This window comes from Pseudomonas shirazensis (assembly GCF_014268785.2).
GTDB classification, from domain to species: Bacteria; Pseudomonadota; Gammaproteobacteria; order Pseudomonadales; family Pseudomonadaceae; genus Aquipseudomonas; species Aquipseudomonas shirazensis.
Genome location: NZ_JABWRD020000003.1, coordinates 645,620 through 667,230, shown reverse-complemented (window position 1 = coordinate 667,230; position 21,611 = coordinate 645,620). Strand labels below are relative to the sequence as shown.

At 61.9% G+C, this 21,611-nt stretch carries 15 protein-coding genes; 9 read left to right on the top strand and 6 right to left on the bottom strand.

Going from position 1 to position 21,611, the window contains the following annotated elements; translation table 11 throughout:
* Window positions 1-4 precede the first annotated feature (4 nt).
* From HU736_RS18980 to HU736_RS18940, 9 genes are all read left to right on the top strand, one after another.
* Window positions 5-1,456 carry a sigma-54-dependent transcriptional regulator gene (locus HU736_RS18980; RefSeq protein ID WP_103438594.1) on the top strand — a complete coding sequence of 484 codons (1,452 nt, stop codon included), beginning with the start codon at window positions 5-7 and terminating at the stop codon, window positions 1,454-1,456.
* Window positions 1,457-2,208: 752 nt separating this feature from the next.
* Window positions 2,209-3,597 carry a polynucleotide adenylyltransferase PcnB gene (locus HU736_RS18975; RefSeq protein ID WP_103438595.1) on the top strand — a complete coding sequence of 463 codons (1,389 nt, stop codon included), beginning with the start codon at window positions 2,209-2,211 and terminating at the stop codon, window positions 3,595-3,597.
* A gap of 2 nt (window positions 3,598-3,599) precedes the next feature.
* Window positions 3,600-4,079 (top strand): 2-amino-4-hydroxy-6-hydroxymethyldihydropteridine diphosphokinase, encoded by a 480-nt coding sequence (gene folK, locus HU736_RS18970; RefSeq protein ID WP_103438596.1) that lies wholly within the window; start codon window positions 3,600-3,602, stop codon window positions 4,077-4,079.
* 244 nt (window positions 4,080-4,323) lie between these two features.
* The gene (panB, locus tag HU736_RS18965) at window positions 4,324-5,124 is read left to right on the top strand and encodes a 3-methyl-2-oxobutanoate hydroxymethyltransferase (protein ID WP_186701265.1); all 801 of its coding nucleotides are present in this window, start codon (window positions 4,324-4,326) and stop codon (window positions 5,122-5,124) included.
* Window positions 5,121-5,984, top strand: a complete 864-nt coding sequence (gene panC / locus HU736_RS18960; protein WP_186701266.1) for a pantoate--beta-alanine ligase — start codon at window positions 5,121-5,123, stop codon at window positions 5,982-5,984. Before panB ends, panC begins: the two co-directional genes overlap by 4 nt.
* 151 nt (window positions 5,985-6,135) lie before the next feature.
* On the top strand, window positions 6,136-7,800 hold the full coding sequence (gene pgi / locus HU736_RS18955) for a glucose-6-phosphate isomerase (RefSeq protein ID WP_186701267.1): 1,665 nt from the start codon (window positions 6,136-6,138) through the stop codon (window positions 7,798-7,800).
* Between the two features lie 230 nt (window positions 7,801-8,030).
* The gene (gene acs, locus HU736_RS18950) at window positions 8,031-9,965 is read left to right on the top strand and encodes an acetate--CoA ligase (RefSeq protein ID WP_103438599.1); all 1,935 of its coding nucleotides are present in this window, start codon (window positions 8,031-8,033) and stop codon (window positions 9,963-9,965) included.
* Window positions 9,966-10,008: 43 nt separating this feature from the next.
* The gene (locus HU736_RS18945; protein ID WP_103438857.1) at window positions 10,009-10,878 is read left to right on the top strand and encodes an oxygenase MpaB family protein; all 870 of its coding nucleotides are present in this window, start codon (window positions 10,009-10,011) and stop codon (window positions 10,876-10,878) included.
* Between the two features lie 78 nt (window positions 10,879-10,956).
* Complete coding sequence (locus HU736_RS18940; protein WP_186701268.1) at window positions 10,957-13,893, top strand: DUF748 domain-containing protein; 2,937 nt, start codon at window positions 10,957-10,959, stop codon at window positions 13,891-13,893.
* 95 nt (window positions 13,894-13,988) lie between these two features.
* On the opposite strand, the gene HU736_RS18935 is transcribed toward HU736_RS18940, so the two are convergent.
* The 6 genes from HU736_RS18935 to infB form a co-directional block, all read right to left on the bottom strand.
* Window positions 13,989-14,339 carry a BON domain-containing protein gene (locus HU736_RS18935; RefSeq protein ID WP_103438600.1) on the bottom strand — a complete coding sequence of 117 codons (351 nt, stop codon included), beginning with the start codon at window positions 14,337-14,339 and terminating at the stop codon, window positions 13,989-13,991.
* 511 nt (window positions 14,340-14,850) lie between these two features.
* On the bottom strand, window positions 14,851-16,956 hold the full coding sequence (gene pnp / locus HU736_RS18930) for a polyribonucleotide nucleotidyltransferase (RefSeq protein WP_101322151.1): 2,106 nt from the start codon (window positions 16,954-16,956) through the stop codon (window positions 14,851-14,853).
* A 247-nt stretch (window positions 16,957-17,203) separates the two neighbouring features.
* Window positions 17,204-17,473, bottom strand: a complete 270-nt coding sequence (gene rpsO, locus HU736_RS18925; protein ID WP_101322152.1) for a 30S ribosomal protein S15 — start codon at window positions 17,471-17,473, stop codon at window positions 17,204-17,206.
* A gap of 147 nt (window positions 17,474-17,620) precedes the next feature.
* Complete coding sequence (gene truB, locus HU736_RS18920) at window positions 17,621-18,538, bottom strand: tRNA pseudouridine(55) synthase TruB (RefSeq protein ID WP_101322153.1); 918 nt, start codon at window positions 18,536-18,538, stop codon at window positions 17,621-17,623.
* A gap of 3 nt (window positions 18,539-18,541) precedes the next feature.
* On the bottom strand, window positions 18,542-18,943 hold the full coding sequence (gene rbfA, locus HU736_RS18915; RefSeq protein ID WP_101322154.1) for a 30S ribosome-binding factor RbfA: 402 nt from the start codon (window positions 18,941-18,943) through the stop codon (window positions 18,542-18,544).
* A gap of 117 nt (window positions 18,944-19,060) precedes the next feature.
* Window positions 19,061-21,586 carry a translation initiation factor IF-2 gene (infB, locus tag HU736_RS18910; RefSeq protein WP_186701269.1) on the bottom strand — a complete coding sequence of 842 codons (2,526 nt, stop codon included), beginning with the start codon at window positions 21,584-21,586 and terminating at the stop codon, window positions 19,061-19,063.
* Window positions 21,587-21,611 lie beyond the last annotated feature (25 nt).

Below are 21,611 nucleotides of genomic sequence, written 5' to 3'. Positions count from 1 at the left end.
ATCAATGCCGCATATTCTGATCGTCGAAGACGAAACCATCATCCGCTCGGCCTTGCGTCGTCTGCTTGAACGCAACCAGTACCAGGTCAGCGAAGCGGGCTCGGTGCAGGAAGCCCAGGAACGCTTCAGCATTGCCACATTTGACCTGATCGTCAGCGACCTGCGCCTGCCTGGCGCCCCCGGTACCGAGCTGATCAAGCTTGGCCAGGGCACCCCGGTGCTGATCATGACCAGCTACGCCAGCCTGCGCTCGGCGGTCGACTCGATGAAAATGGGCGCGGTGGACTACATCGCCAAGCCGTTCGATCACGACGAGATGCTGCAGGCAGTTGCGCGCATTCTGCGTGATCGCCAGAACGCCCCCGCAGCCGCCACCAGCAGCCTCGAGCCGCGCAGCAACGGCAAACCGGCTGTTGCCGACAAGGGCAGCCACAATGCTGCCAATGGCGAGATCGGCATCATTGGCACCTGCGCGCCGATGCAGGACCTCTACAGCAAGATCCGCAAAGTGGCACCGACCGACTCCAATGTATTGATCCAGGGTGAGTCGGGTACCGGTAAAGAGCTGGTCGCACGCGCACTGCACAATCTGTCGCGACGGGCCAAGGCGCCGATGATTTCGGTCAACTGCGCAGCCATCCCTGAAACCTTGATCGAGTCGGAACTGTTCGGCCACGAAAAAGGCGCGTTCACCGGCGCCAGCGCCGGCCGTGCCGGCTTGGTCGAAGCAGCTGACGGCGGCACGCTGTTCCTCGATGAAATCGGCGAGCTGCCACTCGAAGCCCAGGCGCGCCTGTTGCGCGTGCTGCAGGAAGGCGAAATCCGCCGGGTTGGCGCGGTGCAATCGCAAAAGGTCGACGTGCGCCTGATTGCCGCGACCCACCGTGACCTGAAGAACCTGGCCAAGGTCGGCCAGTTCCGCGAAGACCTTTATTACCGCCTGCACGTGATCGCCCTCAAGCTGCCGGCCTTGCGCGAGCGCGGCAGTGACGTCAACGAAATCGCCAGCGCCTTCCTCGCCCGCCAGAGCGCACGCATCGGTCGCGATGACCTGCACTTCTCCAGCGAGGCCGAGCAGGCGATTCGTCATTACAGCTGGCCGGGTAACGTGCGCGAGTTGGAAAACGCGGTCGAGCGCTCGGTGATCCTCAGCGAGAGCCCGGAAATTTCCGCCGAGCTGCTGGGCATCGACATCGAGCTGAGTGACCTGGACGACGATGACCTGCTCGGCGGCATGTCCGCCCTGGGCAGCGTCAGCGCCGGTAACGCCAGCCACGAGCCGACCGAGGACCTGTCGCTGGAAGACTACTTCCAGCACTTCGTGCTCGAGCATCAGGACCACATGACCGAGACCGAACTGGCGCGCAAGCTTGGCGTCAGCCGTAAATGCCTGTGGGAGCGGCGCCAGCGCCTAGGCATCCCACGGCGCAAGAGCAACGCCACCAGCGACAACTGATCGGCGCCCAATAACGGGGCAAGCCGTCTACCACGGGGTTACCGTGGCAGAGGGCTTGCCCCGTTTGCGTTTGTGCAGGTAACACCCCAGCGCACCTGCAAAAATCTGTTACCCATCCCCGCCTGCCGTAACAGCTACCGAGGCGTACGGTAACGAAATTTCTACATTTGCTCCGCTCTCGACCTGAGCAAAACCCGGCAAACCCCCGTATTTACGGGGTTTTCAAAAGTTGGCACGGCACCTGCTATATGTCTGGTACAAGAACAATAACAAGCATTGCAACTCAGAATAAGAACAAGACGAAACGGCTCACGCACAATAAAAACAAGACGGCGGAGGCGCAGCTAACTGATTCTTTTGGAGAGGAGTTGTGTTTGGGGCTTGCCCCACGACCAGGCAGAGAACAACAAAAACTGCACTAAAGCAGCGCCTACACTGGTTGGATCGACAGATCAGCATCACCTCAGCGGCCAAAGCAATCCGTTTGCTCTTTACCCCCGGTTTGGGGGTCGCCCACAAGTTTCGCGCTTTGTGGGCAGGGCACTCAACAAAAACAAGAAGCCCAGCAGAAAAACAATAAGAGCACGCAACGACTTCTTGGGGAGCTTAGGCTCCCCTTGTCGTTTCCGCCTCCCGCGCAAGCACCCGTGGCATACCGCCTACACCATCCCCGAAGTAAATGCTAGAATCCCCGCCCATCATGCGGCCATTCTCTATCCCTTGGCCGAACATTCCTTCAAACAGTGCATCCCATGCTGAAGAAGTTGTTCCAGTCGTTCCGTCCTCCCGTTAGTGGTCAACACCACAGGCGCACCACGCCTGAAGTGATCAACAAGAGCCAGCACTCGCTGCAGCGCAGCCAGTTCAGCCGCCATGCGGTGGGCATTGTCGATCGCCTGCAGGCTGCCGGATACCAGGCTTACCTGGTTGGCGGCTGTGTGCGTGACATGCTCCTGGGCATCACGCCCAAAGACTTCGATGTCGCCACCAGCGCCACGCCTGAACAGGTCCGTGCCGAGTTTCGCAATGCGCGAATCATTGGCCGCCGCTTCAAGCTGGTTCACGTGCATTTCGGCCGTGACATCATCGAAGTGGCCACTTTCCGTGCCCACCACAGCGATGAAGACGAGGGCGACAGCCACCGTTCGTCGCATAATGCCAGCGGTCGTATTCTGCGCGACAACGTCTACGGCACCCTCGAAGACGACGCCCAGCGCCGCGACTTCACGGTCAATGCGCTGTACTACGACCCGGTCAGCGAGCGCATCCTCGACTACGCCAACGGCATGCCCGATGTGCGTAACCGCCTGCTGCGCCTGATTGGCGACCCGGTCCATCGTTACCAGGAAGACCCGGTGCGCATGCTGCGCGCGGTGCGCTTTGCGGCCAAGCTCAACTTCGGCATCGAAAAGCACACGGTGCAGCCGATCCGCGAGCTGGCACCGATGCTGCGCGATATCCCGCCAGCACGGCTGTTCGAGGAATGCCTCAAGTTGTTCCTCTCCGGCCACGGCGCCATCGCCTTCGAAATGCTGGTCGACCTGCATCTATTTGAACCGTTGTTCCCCGGCAGCAGCCACGCCCTGGAAGAACGCCCGAGCTACACCCATACGCTGATCAGCAACGCCTTGATGAACACCGACCTGCGCGTCAAGCAGGGCAAACCGGTAACGCCGGCGTTCCTCTTCGCGGCCATGCTCTGGCCGGCCCTGCCGGGCCGCGCGCTGTACCTGCAGAGCCAGGGCGTACCGCCGATCCCGGCAATGAACCAGGCAGCCCACGACCTGATCGCCGAGCAGTGCCAGCGCATTGCAATCCCCAAGCGCTTCACCCTGCCGATCCGCGAGATCTGGGACATGCAGGAACGCCTGCCACGGCGCAGCGGCAAACGCGCCGACATGCTCCTGGACAACCCGCGCTTCCGCGCTGGCTACGACTTCCTGCTGCTGCGCGAGAGCGCCGGCGAGGAAACCGAAGAGCTGGGCCAGTGGTGGACCGACTACCAGGACGCCAACGACAGCGAACGCCGGGCCATGATCGCCGAGCTGGGCAGCCGTGATGACGGCAGCGGCGCCGCGCCACGCAAACGCAAGCGCAGCGGCACCAAGCGCAAGCGCAGCGCTGACGAAGCGTTCGACTGAGCATGAGCGTGCGCGTGTACATCGGCCTGGGCAGCAACCTGGCCGAACCGGCCGAGCAACTGCGCAGCGCCCTCGATGCCCTGGACAAGGCCGAGGGCACACGCCTGGCAGCGGTTTCCGGCTTCTACGCCAGCGACTCGCTGCTGCCCGGCCAGCCGCGCTACACCAATGCCGTAGCCGCGCTCGACACCACGCTCGAGCCGCTGCAACTGCTCGATGCGCTGCAGGCAATCGAGAACGATCAAGGGCGCGTACGCCAGGAACGTTGGGGCCCACGCACCCTCGACCTGGATGTGCTGCTATTTGGCCAACAGCTGCTCGACAGCCCGCGCCTGACCGTGCCGCACTACCACATGCACGCGCGCCCATTCGTGCTCTACCCGCTGGCTGAACTGGTGCCTGCCGACTTCGTCCTCGCCGATGGCCGCAGCCTTGCGCAATTGCTCGCCGCCTGCCCGTTCAGCGGCCTCGAACGCCTGTAATTCGGGCGATCTTGACGGCGGTAACGCCAGTAACACCCTTGCCGTAACAATGCGGTAACAGGGTGATTGACTTCCCTCCCCTCGCTCACGACTATAGGCATCCCGTGGCCTCGACGCGCCACACTTAACCTATTTGGGCCCGGGCGGGTCTGAACATCACGAACGATGATGTGCCGCTCCGCATGGCACCTGCGCAAGCTTGTACGCAGGTCGATTGCACAGCGCCTGAACGAGGACTTTCTACATGCCTGAAGTAACCCTGACCACCCTGCATGGCCTCAAGGCCAAGGGTGAGAAAATCGCCATGCTGACCTGCTATGACGCCACCTTCGCCAAGGCTGCCAGCCAGGCCGGGGTCGACGTGTTGCTGGTGGGTGACTCGCTGGGAATGGTCCTGCAAGGGCATGACAGCACGCTGCCGGTGACCACTGCAGAAATGGCCTACCACACGGCCTGCGTCAAACGCGGCAACGACGGCGCACTGATCCTCGCCGATCTGCCGTTCATGGCCCACGCCACGCCTGAGCAGGCCTTCGCCAACTGCGCGAGCCTGATGCAGGCCGGCGCGCACATGATCAAGCTCGAAGGCGCGGCCTGGCTGAGCGAGACCATTCGCCTGCTGGCCGAACGCGGCGTGCCGGTGTGCGCGCACATGGGCCTGACCCCGCAGACGGTCAACGTGCTGGGCGGTTACAAGGTGCAGGGTCGTCAGGAAGCCCAGGCGCGGCAGATGCGTGCCGACGCGATTGCCCTGGAGCAAGCCGGGGCGGCCATGCTCCTGCTCGAATGCGTGCCCAGCGAGCTGGCTGCGGAGATCACCCAGGCCGTGGCCATTCCGGTGATCGGCATCGGTGCCGGTAACGCCACCGACGGCCAGGTGCTGGTGCTGCACGACATGCTCGGTCTGTCGCTGACCGGGCGCATGCCCAAGTTCGTCAAGAACTTCATGCTCGGCCAGGCCGATATCCAAGGCGCCCTGAATGCTTACGTGGCGGCGGTCAAAGACGTCAGCTTCCCGGCTGCAGAACACGGGTTCAGCGCATGAATACCGTCAAGAGCGTCCGTGAACTGCGCGCCGCCGTGGCCCGCGCCCGCAGCGAAGGCAAGCGCATCGCCTTTGTCCCGACCATGGGCAACCTGCACAGCGGCCACGTCGCTCTGGTGATCAAAGCCACCCAGCGCGCCGACTTCGTCGTGGCGAGCATCTTCGTCAACCCGCTGCAGTTTGGCGCCGGCGAGGACCTCGACAGCTACCCGCGCACCCTTGCCGCTGACCAGGAGCGCCTGCTCGAGGCAGGCTGTCATTTGCTGTTCGCGCCAACCGTGGATGAAATGTACCCCGACGGCACCACAGTGCAGACCCGGGTCAGCGTGCCGCAACTGTCCGAAGGCCTGTGTGGCGCCAGCCGCCCGGGGCATTTCGAAGGCGTGGCCACGGTCGTCAGCAAGCTGTTCAATATGGTCCAGCCCGACCTGGCCGTGTTCGGCGAAAAGGACTACCAGCAACTGGCGGTGATCCGCGCCATGGTGCGCGACCTGAACATGCCGATCCAGATCATCGGCGAGCCGACCGTACGCGCCGACGATGGCCTGGCGCTGTCCTCGCGCAACGGCTACCTGACGCCCGAGCAACGCGCTGCAGCGCCAGCGCTGTACCGCGAGCTGAGCGTGATGGCCGACGCCATCCGCCATGGCCAGCGCGACTTTGCCGAGCTGATCGTGGCCGGTCAGGCCCAACTGCTGGCGGCAGGCTTTCGCCCGGACTATCTGGAAGTGCGCCACGCACTGACTCTGCGCCCGGCCATGGCCGATGACCGCGACGTGGTAGTAATTGCCGCAGCGTACCTGGGCACCACACGCCTGATCGACAACTTGTACCTGCATCTGGACGAGCCCACCGCCTGATTGCAACCCGGGGCCGCCACGCGGCCCCAAATTCTCCCCGCCTAACCCCATTCCCCCCGCGCCAGCCATGCCTATAATGATCAACTGCCTGCAACTGCCAGCGACTGCCAGTTGTCCAAGGCCAGATCATGCATCAAGGAAACCCTTCGCAATGGCGTATTACCGTACCCCCCATGATGTGACGAGGCTGCCAGCCTGGCAGGCGCTGCAACAACACCGCGACGCCATGCAGGATTTCAGCATGCGCGATGCCTTCGCGGCCAACCCGCAACGCTTCGATCAGTTCTCCCTGAGCAGCTGCGGGCTGTTTCTCGATTACTCGAAAAACCTGATCAACGATGAGACCCGCAAGCTGCTGGTCAACCTGGCCACCGACGTCGACCTGGCAGCAGCCATCAAGTCGATGTTCAGCGGCGAGATCATCAACGCCTCCGAAGGCCGCCCGGTACTGCACACCGCCCTGCGCCGCCCGGTTGGCGACAAACTCAGCGTCAACGGCGTCAACGTGATGCCCGAAGTGCACAAGGTACTCAACCAGATCACCGAGATGGTCGGTCGCATTCATGACGGGCTGTGGCGCGGCTACAGCGAAAAACCGATCACCGACGTGGTCAACATCGGCATCGGTGGTTCGTTCCTCGGCCCTGAGTTGGTTTCCGAAGCCTTGCTGCCGTATGCCCAGCGCGGCGTGCGCTGCCATTACCTGGCCAATATCGACGGCAGCGAATTCCACGAACTGTCGGCCAAGCTTGCGGCCGAGACGACCCTGTTCATCGTTTCGTCGAAGTCGTTCAACACCCTCGAAACCCTGAAGAACGCCATGGCCGCCCGCACCTGGTACCTGGCCCAGGGTGGCTCCGAAGCCGAGCTGTACCGTCACTTCATCGCGGTGTCGAGCAACAAGGCCGCAGCCGTCGCGTTCGGTATCCGCGAAGAAAACATCTTCCCGATGTGGGACTGGGTTGGCGGGCGTTACTCGCTGTGGTCGGCGATTGGTTTGCCAATTGCGCTGGCCATCGGCACGGCCAACTTCAAGGAGCTGCTGTCGGGCGCCTACACCATGGACCAGCACTTCCAGACCGCGCCGTTGGAGCAGAACATGCCGGTGCTGCTGGCCCTGCTTGGCGTCTGGTACGGCAACTTCTGGGATGCGCGCAGCCACGCGATCCTGCCGTACGATCATTACCTGCGCAACATCACCAAGCACCTGCAGCAGCTGGACATGGAGTCCAACGGCAAGAGCGTGCTGCAGGATGGCAGCCCGGCGCCAACCGCGACCGGCCCGGTGATCTGGGGCGGCGTTGGCTGTAACGGCCAGCACGCCTATCACCAGTTGCTGCACCAAGGCACCCAGCTGATCCCGGCCGACTTTATCGTGCCGGTGGTGAGCTTCAACCCGGTGGCCGACCATCACCAGTGGCTGTACGCCAACTGCCTGTCGCAGAGCCAGGCACTGATGCTCGGCAAGACCCGCGAAGAAGCCGAGGCCGAGCTGCGTGGCAAAGGCCTGAACGAAGCCGACGTGGCCAAGCTGGCCCCGCACAAAGTCATCCCTGGCAACCGCCCGAGCAACACGCTGGTGGTCGAGCGGATCAGCCCGCGTCGCCTCGGCGCGCTGGTGGCGATGTATGAGCACAAGGTGTTCGTGCAGAGCGTGATCTGGGGCATCAATGCCTTTGACCAATGGGGCGTCGAGCTGGGCAAAGAGCTCGGCAAAGGCGTGTACCAACGCCTGGTCGGCGCTCAGGAAGAAGCCGCTGAAGACGGCTCCACCCAAGGCCTGATCAATTACTTCCGCGGTCGTCACCGCGGCTGATCAAGCCCTGCTGCAAGCCCCGGCGCGGGGCCAGCTTGCCTCTTGCAGTACCGTTCGATTGTGCGGTACTGCAGGGGCAAGCTGGCCCCGCGCTTTGCATTGCGCCGGCAACCCCGGAGGAACACCCGCGCCGACTACACTGTCCATCGAATAGCCGTTGCACTTCATCCTGCCTTGCGCGCCGCGGTGAGGTGCAGTCCCTTGCCACGACAAGAGCAGGACCACCCGCCATGTTCGATCTCAGCAAGTACCCCACCGCCCTCGCCGTCAGCCAGGCCACTGCACTCAGCGTCGACGACTATCAACGCCTTTACCGACAGTCGATCGATGACCCGGACGGTTTTTGGGCCGAGCAAGCCAAGCGGCTGGACTGGATCAAACCCTGGAGCAGCGTGCAACAGGCCGACCTTGCCAGCGGCGAAGCCAAATGGTTCGCCGGCGGCAAGCTCAACGTCAGCTACAACTGCATCGACCGCCACCTGGCCAAACGGGGTGAGCAGACCGCCCTGCTCTGGGAAGGCGACGACCCCAAGGATTCGCAGGCCATCAGCTACCGCGAGCTGCACCGCCAGGTCTGCCGCCTGGCCAACGCACTGAAGGCGCGCGGGGTGAGCAAGGGCGATCGGGTGTGCATCTACATGCCGATGATCCCTGAGGCGGCTTACGCCATGCTCGCCTGCAGCCGCATCGGCGCGATCCACTCGGTGGTGTTCGGTGGCTTCTCGCCCGACGCCCTGCGCGACCGCATCCTGGATGCCGACTGCCGCACGGTGATTACCGCTGATGAAGGCGTGCGAGGCGGCAAACGTGTGCCGCTCAAGCAGAACGTCGACAAGGCCCTGGCCAGCTGCCCGGCCGTCAGCAGCGTGTTCGTGGTGCGCCGCACCGGTGGTGAAGTGGCCTGGGACAACCAGCGCGACCTCTGGTACCACACCGCCACCGAGCTTGCCGGTGACGACTGCCCACCCGAGCCGATGGATGCCGAAGACCCGCTGTTCATCCTGTATACCTCCGGCAGCACCGGCAAACCCAAAGGCGTGCTGCACACCACCGGCGGCTATCTGCTGCAGGCCGCGATGACCTTCAAGGTGGTATTCGATTACCGCGACGGCGAAGTGTTCTGGTGCACCGCCGATGTCGGCTGGGTCACCGGCCACAGCTATATAGTCTATGGCCCGCTGGCCAACGGGGCGATCTCGCTGATGTTCGAAGGCGTGCCCAACTACCCCGACAGCTCGCGCTTCTGGCAGGTCATCGACAAACATCAGGTGAATATCTTCTACACCGCCCCTACCGCCCTGCGCGCCCTGATGCGCGAAGGCCCAGGCCCCTTGCAGGACACCTCGCGGGAAAGCCTGCGCCTGCTCGGCAGTGTCGGCGAGCCGATCAACCCGGAAGCCTGGGAGTGGTACTTTCATCAGGTCGGCAAGGAACGCTGCCCGATCGTCGACACCTGGTGGCAGACCGAAACCGGCGGCATCATGCTCAGCCCGCTACCGGGCAATGGGCAGATCAAACCGGGTTGCGCCACCCAGCCGATGTTTGGCGTGCAACCGGTACTGCTCGATGACAAAGGCGCAGTGATCGACGGGCCAGGTTCGGGCCTGCTGGCAATCAAAGCCAGCTGGCCGGCGCAGATCCGCAGCGTCTACGGTGACCAGCAACGCATGGTCGACACCTACTTCAAGCCCTTCGCCGGCTACTATTTCACCGGCGACGGCGCCCGCCGCGACGCCGATGGCGACTACTGGATCACCGGGCGAGTCGATGATGTGATCAACGTCTCCGGTCACCGGATCGGTACGGCAGAAGTGGAAAGCGCGCTGGTGCTGCACGACGGCATCGCCGAGGCGGCCGTGGTCGGCTATCCGCACGACCTCAAGGGCCAGGGTATCTATGCCTTCGTCACGCCGATGAATGGCGTGAGCGCAGACGACGCCCTCAAGGCTGAACTGCTGGCGTTGGTCAGCAAGGAGATCGGCAGCTTCGCCAAACCGGAGATGATCCAGTGGGCACCAGCCCTGCCCAAGACCCGCTCGGGCAAGATCATGCGGCGTATACTGCGCAAGATCGCCTGCAACGAGCTGGACTCGCTGGGTGACACGTCGACCCTGGCCGATGCCAGCGTCGTGCAGGGCTTGATCGATACTCGCCTCAACCAATAGCTAGAGGTGGCCCATGGCGGGCTGCCGCGCATTGCAGGTCGCCATGGAAGCCTTACGCCGTCGTATCGAAACCCAGGTCATGAGCCTGACTGGCCTGGCCCTCGGTCAGCTTGACCTGGAGTCACCCAAGGGTGACCCCGGCCTGTTTGGCCCCGACAGCGTCAGTTGGCAGGTCCACGGCGATTTTCCGAGCATGCTGGTCGGCGGTATCAGTGCCTTGATGCTGCAACTGCTGCACCCGCTGGCCCTGGCCGGGGTGTGGGATCACTCCAACTTTCGCGAAGACCTGCTTGGGCGCCTGCGCCGCACCAGCCAATTCATCTCTGGCACCACCTTTGGCTCGACCCGCGACGCCAACTGGTTGATCGACAAGGTACGCACCATCCACCTCAAAGTCGTCGGCACCGCCGCCGACGGCCGGCCTTATGCCGCCAGTGACCCGGACCTGCTGACCTGGGTGCACGTTGCCGAAGTCAGCAGTTTCATGGCCGCCCACCTGCGTTACCGCAACCCGCATCTGTCGCAGGCTGATCAGGACGCGTACTACAACGAAATCGCCCTGATCGCCGAGCGCCTCGGCGCGCGCGACGTGCCACGCTCCTGTGCGCAAATCGAGGCCTACCTGCAACGCATGCGTCCACAGTTGCACTGCGATGCGCGCAGCCTGGAGGTGATCGATATCCTGCTCAAGGCACCGGCGCCAAGCCGCTTGGCAGCCCCCGTGGGCAAGCTGATGCTGCGGGCGGGCATCGAACTGTTACCAGGCTGGGGCCGGGATATGCTTGAGCTGCAACAAGGGCCGCTGAGCCGGCGCTTGATCCGAGTAGGTATCGAGCGCACCGCGCCAGTCCTGCGCTGGGCCATGCGCGACAGCTCGGCGCACCGCGCGCGGAGGCGAATGGGCATCGAATAAGGTCATTCGGCTGATTCTGCGGAACCGATTTAACGTGCCATACTCCAAGCACTCCCGCTCGGACAGACGATGCTGCACATGCCCAAAGGATTGACTCGCGCCCTCGGCGCCATGCTGGCCCTCGTGGCCCTGTACAGCCTGCTCGGCTTCTTCATCCTTCCAGGCATTGGCCTACGCATTGCCAATCAACAGCTGGCCCAATACGCGACGGTGCCGGCGCAGCTGCAACGCATCGAATTCAACCCGTTCAGCCTAGAGCTGACCCTGTGGGGTTTGCAGGTCGGCGAGCCGGGCAAAGAGCAACTGGGTTTTGAGCGCTTGTACGCCAACCTGTCGCTGAACAGCCTGTGGAGCGGCGCCCTGCACCTGGATGCAGTGGAGTTGGACAAACCGCGCAACGAAATCCTCTTCGACAAAAACGGCAGCCTCAACCTGACTCAGCTGTTCAAACTGCCGCCCAGCGAAGCCAAGCCAGACGAGCCAGCCAGCGACCCGTTCCCGCTGCGTATCGGCAGCATCAAGCTCACTGAAGGCTACCTGCACTTCCAGGACCTGCGCCCGAGCGAGCCGATCGAGTTTCTTTACGACTCGATGAATTTCGAGCTGAAAAACCTCAGCACCCTGCCCGACGACAGCGCCGACATGACCTTGGTCGCCATCGGCCCCGCCGGTGGGCGGATTGACTGGAAAGGCACACTCGGCCTGGCGCCGATCAGCTCGCAAGGCACCCTGAAAATCACCGACGGCAACATGAAGGCGTTCTGGCCTTACGTGCGTGACGCGGTGCCGCTGGTGCTGGAAGAAGGCGTGATCAGCCTCGATACCCACTACACGCTCAACCTGTCGAAACAGACCGAGCTGCTGCTCGACAACACTCATGTACGCATCGCGCCGTTCGCCATCAAGGCACCGGACGGCAGGCAACTGGCGCGGTTGGCCAGTCTCGAGGTCAGCGAAACCTCGATCGATCTGGCCAAGCAACTGGTCACCGTAGGCAAGATCCGCAGCAGCAAGCTGGAGACCTGGGCCGCCCTGGAAAAGGACGGCCAGCTCGACTGGCAGAAGCTGTTCGCCAGCCAGCCAGCCAAAGCTACCCCCAAGGAGAAAGCCGAACCTGCCGCAGCCGAGCCGACAGCGCAGGAAAAAGCAGCCGCCGCGCCGAGCAAGCCGTGGCAAGTACTGCTCAAGGACGTTCAAGCGCGCGATTACATGATTCACCTGGCAGACCGTAGCCAGAAAGAACCGGTCCCTCTGGATGTCGGCCCGCTCAACCTCGACATGCAGGGCTATGACAGCCTCAACAAGTCGCCGTTTACCCTCAAACTGGATACCGCCGTCGGCAAGCAAGGCAAACTGCAAGCCTCCGGCCAGGTCAACCTGGCGCCGGTCACCGCCAAGCTCGATGTCAGCACCCGCGACATCGACCTGCGCATCGCCCAGGCCTACATCAGCCCGTTCATTCAGCTTGAACTGCGCAGTGGCATGCTCGCCAGCGACCTCAAGGTCGATCTGCAAAATACGGCGCCGCTGGCCTTTGCCGTCACAGGTACCGCCACCGTCAACCAGTTGCATACCCTCGACACGATCAAGGACCGCGACTTCGTCAAATGGCAGCAGCTCGACCTCAATGGATTGTCATACGTGCACGGCGATGCGCTGACCATCGACCAAGTCAAGCTGCTGCAGCCATATGCGCGTTTCATCATCAACGAAGACCGCACCACCAACGTTGATGACCTGCTGATACCGCAGCCAGCCGGCGCTACCAAAAGCACCGCAGAAAAACCGGTGGCAGCCAGCAACAGCAAGCCGCTGGGCATTCGTATCGGCAAGATCGACATCAACGACGGCTCGGCCAACTTTGCCGACCTGACCCTGACGCCAAACTTCGCCACAGCCGTGCAGCAGCTCAATGGCCAGGTCGGCACCATCGACAACCGCCAGCCAGCGCCGGCCAAGGTCGATATCAAGGGCAAGGTCGACCGCTATGCACCGGTCACCATCAAGGGCGCGCTCAACCCGTTCAACCCGATGGCCAGCCTGGACATCGCCACCAGCTTCAAACGCGTCGAGCTGACCACACTGACGCCATACTCCGGCAAATTTGCCGGCTTTCGCATTCGCAAGGGCCGGCTCAACCTGGACGTGCACTACCTGATCACCAATGGCCAGCTCAAGGCAGAAAACAAGCTGGTGATCGAGCAACTGCAACTGGGTGAGAAGGTCGACAGCCCCGACGCCGTCGACCTGCCGATCCGCCTGGCGGTGGCACTGCTCAAGGACACCGACGGCACCATCTCGATCGAGCTGCCGGTGACCGGCGACCTCAACAACCCGCAGTTCAGCGTCATGCCGATCGTTTGGCAAACCCTGCGCAATCTGGTCCTGCGTGCCGCCCAGGCGCCGTTCAAGTTCATTGGCGGGCTGGTCTCCGGCGGCAGCTCGCAGGACCTGGGTACGGTCGCGTTCAGCGCCGGCTCGAGCGACCTCAGCGGCGATGCCCAAGCGGCCCTGGACAAACTGGCGACCGCGCTCAACGAACGCCCTGAATTGCGCCTGGAGATCGAAGGCACCAGCGCCCAGACCAGCGATGGCCCGTTGATCGCCGAGCAGCGCCTGGAGCGTGAGTATCAGTCGATCTGGTACAAGATCCTGCAGCGCCGCGGCGACAAGGTCCCGGCCAATGCGTCGATGCTGGTGGTGGATGCTGACGACAAGCCGGCGATGCTCGAAGGTATCTACCGCACCCGCCTGAAACAACAGCCGCCTGCTGAATGGCAGCAGCTGGGGCGTGAAGAGCGTAGCGCCAAGCTGCGTGAGGCGGTTATCAAGTCCTGGGCCGAGAGCGCTGCGCTGCTGCGCCAGTTGGGCCAGGCGCGGGCCGGTAACATCAAGGATTACCTGGTCGACAAAGGCAAGTTGGCGGATGACCGGGTGTACTTCATCGATACCACGCTGGGCCAGGCCGAATCGGATGGGCGCGTGATTACGCCGATGCACCTGGATGCAGAATAAGCGTCAGCATTGAGCGCAACAACGAAAAAGCCCCGGCAGATGCCGGGGCTTTTCGTTATGCGGTGGCCGGATCCTTCTGGCCTGCGGAGCAATCCTTATTCGGCTTTGAGGCCAGCAGCCGAGACGTCTTTAACGCCTTTGATAGCCTTGGTGATTGCTACTGCACGCTCTTTTTGCGATTCGGTGACTTTCACATCGGACGACAGCGAAACTACGCCTTGATTGGTTTCGACTTTGATATCGCCGCCTGGGATGCCTTTCTCGGTCAGCAGATCAGCTTTGACCTTGGTGGTGATCCAGGTATCGGAGCCTTCTTGCTTGGCGCTGTCGACAGTGTTGGCAGCCAGCATAACTGGAGCCTGGACAGCTTGCTGAGCGAACGCAGCGTTAGCCATGGTCAGAGTCAGAGCGGTAGCAGTAGCGGCAGCAATGGCGAACTTCTTCATACGGGTCACTCCTGTTGTCGAAAGGTCTGCGCCGATTCAGTTGGCGTCAGATGAATAGACTATTGCAGGGGCTGTGCCAACTTTTTAGAGCCAGCAAAAACCATATAAATCAACAAGTTATCTATTTATCTTGATTTGCTCTTTCGTGCATTTTGCAAGCCGGAGCAAAATCCTGCATGCAAGATGCATGTACCCCAGAGGTTCTTGCTATCTCGAAATGGGCGCGGAAAATGTAGGAGCGGCCTTGCCGGGGCGCCGGACCGGTCGGAAAGGGGTGCGCAGCGCCCCCCGGGAATTCTGCGGCGTTGTCCAAATCGTAGGGCCGCTACGCAGCCCTTTCCGACCGGTCCGGCGCCCCGGCAAGGCCGCTACATGGGGCAGTGTTTGACAAATAAAAAGGGCCGCTGTGTGACCCATCGCGACCGAAGATCGCAATGGGCCGCACAGCGGCCCCTATGCGCTGAACATCAGCGCAACCCCGAAGGGTCTGTTTCATACCACTACAGCTGGCTTAAACGCCGGAAGCCTTGGCTGCCGCAACGTCTTTGATCGACAGCTTGATACGGCCGCGGTTGTCCACGTCCAGTACCAGTACTTCAACCTCTTCGCCTTCTTTCAGCACGTCGGTGACCTTCTCTACGCGCTCATTGCTGAGCATCGAGATATGCACCAGGCCGTCTTTGCCAGGCAGGATGTTGACGAATGCGCCGAAGTCGACGATGCGCTCAACCTTGCCGACGTAGATCTTGCCGATCTCGGCCTCGGCAGTGATGCCCAGGACGCGCTGGCGAGCTGCTTCGGCGGCTTCTTTGGTTTCGCCGAAGATCTTGATCGAGCCGTCGTCTTCGATATCGATCGAAGCCTTGGTCTCTTCACAGATACCACGGATGGTCGCGCCGCCTTTACCGATAACGTCACGGATCTTATCGGTGTCGATCTTCATGGCGATCATGGTCGGCGCGTTGGCCGACAACTCGGTACGCGAAGTACCAATGATCTGGTTCATCTGGCCGAGGATGTTCAGGCGCGCTTCCAGGGCCTGGCCCAGGGCGATTTCCATGATCTCTTCGGTGATACCGTTGATCTTGATGTCCATCTGCAGCGCGGTAACACCTTTGGCAGTACCGGCTACCTTGAAGTCCATGTCGCCGAGGTGGTCTTCGTCACCGAGGATGTCGGTGAGGATGGCGAACTTGTCGCCTTCCTTGACCAGGCCCATGGCGATACCGGCAACTGGCGCCTTCATCGGCACACCAGCGTCCATCAGGGCCAGGGAAGCACCGCAAACCGAAGCCATCGAGCTCGAACCGTTCGACTCGGTGATCTCCGATACCACACGGATGGTGTACGGGAACACATCAGCAGCAGGCAGCATGGCCTGAACCGAACGGCGGGCCAGACGGCCGTGACCGATTTCGCGACGGCCAGCACCACCCATACGACCACACTCACCTACCGAGAACGGTGGGAAGTTGTAGTGCAGCATGAACGGGTCTTTCTTCTCGCCTTCGAGGGTGTCGAGCAGTTGAGCATCACGCGCAGTACCCAGGGTCGCAACGACCAGGGCCTGGGTTTCGCCACGGGTGAACAGTGCCGAACCGTGGGTCTTCGGCAGAACGCCGACTTCGATGTTCAGCGGGCGTACAGTCTTGGTGTCGCGACCGTCGATACGTGGCTTGCCGTTGACGATGTTTTCGCGAACGGTGCGGTATTCGATCTCGCCGAAGATTTCTTTGACCACGGAAGCCGAAGGCTGGCCTTCTTCACCGGAGAACTTGGCGATCGCCTGATCACGCAGCTCGCCCAGACGCGCATAGCGGTCGGCCTTGACGGTGATGGTGTAGCCCTGCGAGATACCTTCGCCGAATTCAGCGCGGATGGCGTTGAACAGCTCGGTGTTGGCAACGGCTGGTTTCCAGTCCCAGGTCGGCTTGGCAGCTTCGGCAGCCAGCTCTTTGACAGCCTGGATGACCGACTGGAATTCGTCGTGGGCGAACAGCACGGCGCCCAGCATCTGGTCTTCGGTCAGCTCTTTGGCTTCCGATTCAACCATCAGCACAGCGCTGTCGGTACCGGCTACGACCATGTCCAGGCTCGATGCGGCCAGTTGCTCGTAGGTTGGGTTCAGCAGGTAGCCGGTGCTTTCATGGAAGGCAACACGGGCGGCGCCGATCGGGCCTTCGAACGGGATGCCGGAGATCGCCAGGGCAGCCGAAGTACCGATCATCGCAGCGATGTCCGGATCGGTTTTCTTGCTGGTCGACACGACGGTGCAGACAACCTGCACTTCGTTCATGAAGCCTTCTGGGAACAGCGGACGGATCGGACGGTCGATCAGGCGCGAGGTCAGCGTCTCTTTCTCGGAAGGACGGCCTTCACGCTTGAAGAAACCACCAGGGATCTTGCCAGCGGCGTAGGTTTTTTCCTGATAGTGCACGGACAGCGGGAAGAAGCCTTTGCTTGGGTCTGCGTGCTTGGCACCGACCACGGTCACCAGCACGGTGACATCGTTATCAACGGTGACCAGGACTGCGCCGGTGGCCTGACGGGCAATGCGGCCCGTTTCGAGGGTAACGGTCGATTGACCGAACTGGAATTTCTTGATTACCGGGTTCACGGTTTCCTACCTTTTCAATGGCTCTGGGGGAACTGGTTTCTTGCGAATTCTTGGGCAGAACGGGGAATCGGCCCCATTGACCGTCCAGATACAACTCGAGGCTGGGAGCCTGGCTGCCGGGCGGATAAACCGCTCGGCAACACCAGGCTGCCAACCTCGAAGATACGCATGACGTGCCCGTCGGCAACGCTGAAGCAGCGCTGCCAAAGCTTGCGACCCGCCACGCCCACCACTAGCCAGGCCGCTATTAGCGACGCAGGCCCAGACGACCGATCAGGGTGCTGTAACGGGTGGTGTCTTTGCCCTTCAGGTAATCCAGCAGCTTACGACGCTGGTTAACCATACGGATCAGGCCACGACGCGAGTGGTGGTCTTTACCGTTGATCTTGAAGTGACCTTGCAGTTTGTTGATGTTGGCAGTCAGCAGTGCAACCTGCACTTCTGGGCTACCGGTGTCGCCGACGGCTTGCTGGTAGTCGGTAACGATTTGTGCTTTTTCTTCAACGCTGAGGGCCATTTGGCATCTCCAGTTAAACGGATCCCGCAAGCGGGGTCCAATAGGCCAGGGACGAACCCTGTATTAATAAAAGAGCTGTGACCGTGCCTACTGACAGCCACCCTCGTGTCTTGCGCTGTCGGCTCATGCCGGCAACGCAAGTATCGGTCATTCCGACCGAATCAAGCGACGTGGCGCAACGCGCCCGTCTTCGCTCACTTCACCGATACCAATGAAGCGACCATTGTGATCCTGCACCCGAACCATGCCGAATTGCGGCGCATCCGGTGCACGTACTGCCTGGCCATGCAGCCAGTAGAACGAGCTGTGCTCTGACAACTGCACCACAGGCCAGTCGAGCAGACCGCTGTCGGACGGCATCAGGAAGCGATCTAGCGCTTCGTTGCCACCGTCGGCGTGGGCTTGCTCGAGCTCTTCGAGCGTCACTGTCTGTGCCAGCTCGAAGGGCCCAGCCTGGGTCCGACGCAGCTCGGCAACATAAGCGCCACAGCCCAACACTTCACCAATATCCTCCACCAGGGTGCGGATATAGGTGCCTTTGGTGCAATTTACCGTCAGACGCGCACGGGTGCCTTCGCACTCGAGCAGCTCCAAGCGGTTAATAGTAACAGAACGCGCCTCGCGCTCCACTACCTCTCCCGCACGGGCCAGTTTGTACAGCGGCTGGCCATCACGCTTGAGGGCCGAGTACATCGGCGGTATCTGGCTGATCGGGCCGCGAAATTGAGGCAGGGCTGCCTCGATGTCGGCGCGACCAACGGTCACCTCACGGGTCTGCAGGACCTCACCTTCGGCGTCTGCCGTGGTGGTGGTCTGCCCCATCTGCATGACGGTTTCGTAGCCCTTGTCGGAATCGAGCAGGTACTGCGAAAACTTGGTCGCTTCGCCAAAGCACAGCGGCAGCACGCCACTGGCCAGTGGGTCGAGGCTGCCGGTGTGACCGGCCTTCTCGGCATTGAGCAACCAGCGGACCTTTTGCAACGCTGCGTTGGAGGTAAACCCCAACGGTTTGTCGAGCAGGATGATGCCGCTGACGTCGCGGCGGATTCGTTTGACCTGGGCCACCGATTACTCCTTGGTGTCCGGCTCGACGGGATCCTGGTGCTGGCGGTCTTCTGCCACGGCACGCTCGATCAGTGCCGACAGGTGAACCCCGCGGCTGACGCTCTCATCGTAATGGAAGTGCAGTTGCGGCACGCTGCGCAGCTGCATCGAGCGGCCCAGGTGCAGACGCAGGAAGCTCGCAGCGTTGTTCAACGCCTTGACCGACTGCTTGACCGCATCAGGTTCCTCTTCCTGGCCCATGACGGTGATGAACACCTTGGCATGGCCCACGTCGCGGCTGACGTCGACGGCGGTGATGGTCACCAGGCCGACGCGTGGATCTTTCACTTCACGGCGGATCAGCTCGGCAAGCTCGCGCTGCATCTGATCGCCAATGCGTTGGGTACGGCTGTATTCTTTTGCCATTCGTTGCTACCTGTAACTTAAAGCGGCAAACGCCCGGCCAGGCGTGAAGCCTGACCGGGCGCTACCTGCAGAGGCGTTGCCAACCGCCCTGGGGCGGGGCATCTGCCAGCTCGACCCTTACAGGGTACGAGCCACCTGGACTTTCTCGAAGACTTCGATCTTGTCGCCGACCTTGACGTCGTTGTAGCTCTTGACGCCAATACCGCACTCCATGCCGGCACGAACTTCGGCAGCGTCGTCCTTGAAGCGACGCAGCGATTCCAGCTCGCCTTCGAAGATCACAACGTCTTCGCGCAGAACGCGGATCGGACGGTTGCGGTACACGGTACCTTCGATGACCATACAGCCAGCGACGGCGCCGAACTTCGGCGAACGGAACACATCACGTACTTCTGCAACGCCCAGGATGTTCTCGCGAACATCACTGCCGAGCATGCCGGTCAGGGCTTTCTTGACGTCTTCGATGATGTCGTAGATCACGTTGTAGTAACGCATATCCAGACCTTCCTGCTCGACGATCTTGCGCGCGCCGGCATCGGCCCGCACGTTGAAGCCGAACAGCACCGCGTTGGACGCCAGGGCCAGGTTGGCATCGCTCTCGGTGATACCACCGACACCGCCACCAATCACACGGACCTGCACCTCGTCGTTGCCCAGACCGCCCAGCGAACCCTGCAGTGCTTCCAGGGAGCCACGAACATCGGTCTTGAGGACGATGTTGAGGGTCTTCTTCTCTTCCTGACCCATGGTCTCGAAGATGTTTTCCAGCTTGCCGGCGTGAGCACGGGCCAGCTTGACCTCGCGGTACTTGCCTTGACGGAACAGGGCAACTTCGCGGGCTTTCTTCTCGTCGCCGACTACCGACAGCTCGTCACCGGCTTCCGGAGTGCCATCGAGGCCGAGAATCTCGACCGGGATCGATGGGCCGGCTTCTTTGACTGGCTTGCCGTTCTCGTCAAGCATGGCACGCACGCGGCCATAGTTAGAGCCGACCAGGACCATGTCGCCCTGACGCAGCGTACCGTCCTGAACCAGGATGGTAGCGACCGGGCCGCGGCCCTTGTCCAGACGCGATTCGACAACCACACCACGACCAGGCGCGGTTGGGGTAGCCGACAGCTCGAGGATCTCCGCCTGCAACAGAACGGCTTCAAGCAGTTCGTCGACGCCGGTACCCATCTTCGCCGAAACCTTGACGAATGGAGTGTCGCCACCCCATTCCTCGGAGGTCACGCCTTCTACCGACAGTTCGTTACGAATGCGGTCGAGGTCAGCGCCTGGCTTGTCGATCTTGTTCACTGCAACAACCAGTGGCACGCCAGCGGCTTTCGCATGCTGAACTGCTTCACGGGTCTGCGGCATCACGCCGTCGTCCGCCGCCACCACCAGGATGACGATGTCGGTCGCCTTGGCACCACGGGCACGCATCTGAGTAAACGCGGCGTGACCAGGAGTGTCGAGGAAGGTGACCATGCCACGGTCGGTTTCGACGTGGTAGGCACCAATGTGCTGGGTGATACCACCGGCTTCGCCAGCAGCAACCTTGGCACGACGGATGTAGTCGAGCAGCGAGGTTTTACCGTGGTCGACGTGGCCCATTACGGTCACGACCGGAGCACGCGAGGTGACTTCACCTTCGAACTTCAGCGATTCGGCCAGGGAATCTTCCAGCGCGGTGTCGCTGACCAGCGTGACCTTGTGGCCCAGCTCTTCAGCTACCAGCTGTGCAGTTTCCTGGTCGAGGACCTGGTTGATGGTGACCGGAGTACCCATCTTGAACATGAACTTGACCACTTCAGCGCCTTTGACGGACATCTGGTTGGCCAGCTCGGAGACGGTGATGGTCTCGCCGATGCTCACGGCACGGATAACCGGGCCGGTAGGGCTCTGGAAGCCATGCTGGTTGCGCTTCTTCAGCTTGCCCTTGCCACGGCCACCGCGACGGAAGCCATCGCTTTCCTCTTCGGTAGTACGCGGAGCAGCACGCGGAGTCGGGGTCTTTTCTTTCTCTTTGACCTTGACCTTGACCGACACGCGCGGCGCTTCGCCACGGCCGCGACGGTCTTCGTTGCGGGCACGGTCTTCGGTGCGGCGCACTTCTTCTTTCTTGCGCTCGGCGGCGCGAACCGCTGCTTCCTCGGTCAGAGGCTCTTGCGGCGCAGCTGCCGGGGCCGGTGCAGCGGCTGCAGGAGCAGCGGCGGCAACAGGCTCAGACTTGCTCGCAACAGCACCCTGCGGGGCGTCACGCTCGGCGATACGCTGACGCGAATCGATGTTGGCTTTTTCGCGTGCGGCGTTTTCAGCCACGCGACGCTCTTCCAGCTCACGCGCCTGCTCAGCCTGGATTTCTTCCGGGCTGCGCTGAACGAAAACTTTCTTCTTGCGTACTTCTACGCTGATGCTCTTGCTACCGGCGACACGCAGGGTGCTGGTGGTTTTGCGCTGCAAGGTAATCTTGCGCGGCTCTTCCACTTTTGCCTTGTGGCTGCTCTTCAGATGAGTCAGCAATGCCTGCTTCTCATTGTCGGTCACTACCTGACCGGCGTCGGTGTGCGGCAAACCCGCCTCACGCATCTGCTGCAGCAGGCGCTCAACCGGTGCAGCGACCTCTTGGGCCAATTCTTTCACCGTGACTTGCGTCATGCACTTCTCTCCTCAGGCCGCGCCT

Excerpts from the sequence above, each read along its gene's own strand:
- acs (WP_103438599.1), top strand. The coding sequence starts at position 8,031 with ATGTTCGATCTCAGCAAGTACCCCACCGCCCTCGCCGTCAGCCAGGCC.
- panC (WP_186701266.1), top strand. The coding sequence starts at position 5,121 with ATGAATACCGTCAAGAGCGTCCGTGAACTGCGCGCCGCCGTGGCCCGC.
- folK (WP_103438596.1), top strand. The coding sequence starts at position 3,600 with ATGAGCGTGCGCGTGTACATCGGCCTGGGCAGCAACCTGGCCGAACCG.
- infB (WP_186701269.1), bottom strand. The coding sequence starts at position 21,586 with ATGACGCAAGTCACGGTGAAAGAATTGGCCCAAGAGGTCGCTGCACCG.
- HU736_RS18935 (WP_103438600.1), bottom strand. The coding sequence starts at position 14,339 with ATGAAGAAGTTCGCCATTGCTGCCGCTACTGCTACCGCTCTGACTCTG.
- panB (WP_186701265.1), top strand. The coding sequence starts at position 4,324 with ATGCCTGAAGTAACCCTGACCACCCTGCATGGCCTCAAGGCCAAGGGT.
- HU736_RS18945 (WP_103438857.1), top strand. The coding sequence starts at position 10,009 with ATGGAAGCCTTACGCCGTCGTATCGAAACCCAGGTCATGAGCCTGACT.
- rpsO (WP_101322152.1), bottom strand. The coding sequence starts at position 17,473 with ATGGCCCTCAGCGTTGAAGAAAAAGCACAAATCGTTACCGACTACCAG.
- HU736_RS18940 (WP_186701268.1), top strand. The coding sequence starts at position 10,957 with ATGCCCAAAGGATTGACTCGCGCCCTCGGCGCCATGCTGGCCCTCGTG.
- HU736_RS18975 (WP_103438595.1), top strand. The coding sequence starts at position 2,209 with ATGCTGAAGAAGTTGTTCCAGTCGTTCCGTCCTCCCGTTAGTGGTCAA.
- rbfA (WP_101322154.1), bottom strand. The coding sequence starts at position 18,943 with ATGGCAAAAGAATACAGCCGTACCCAACGCATTGGCGATCAGATGCAG.
- HU736_RS18980 (WP_103438594.1), top strand. The coding sequence starts at position 5 with ATGCCGCATATTCTGATCGTCGAAGACGAAACCATCATCCGCTCGGCC.
- pgi (WP_186701267.1), top strand. The coding sequence starts at position 6,136 with ATGGCGTATTACCGTACCCCCCATGATGTGACGAGGCTGCCAGCCTGG.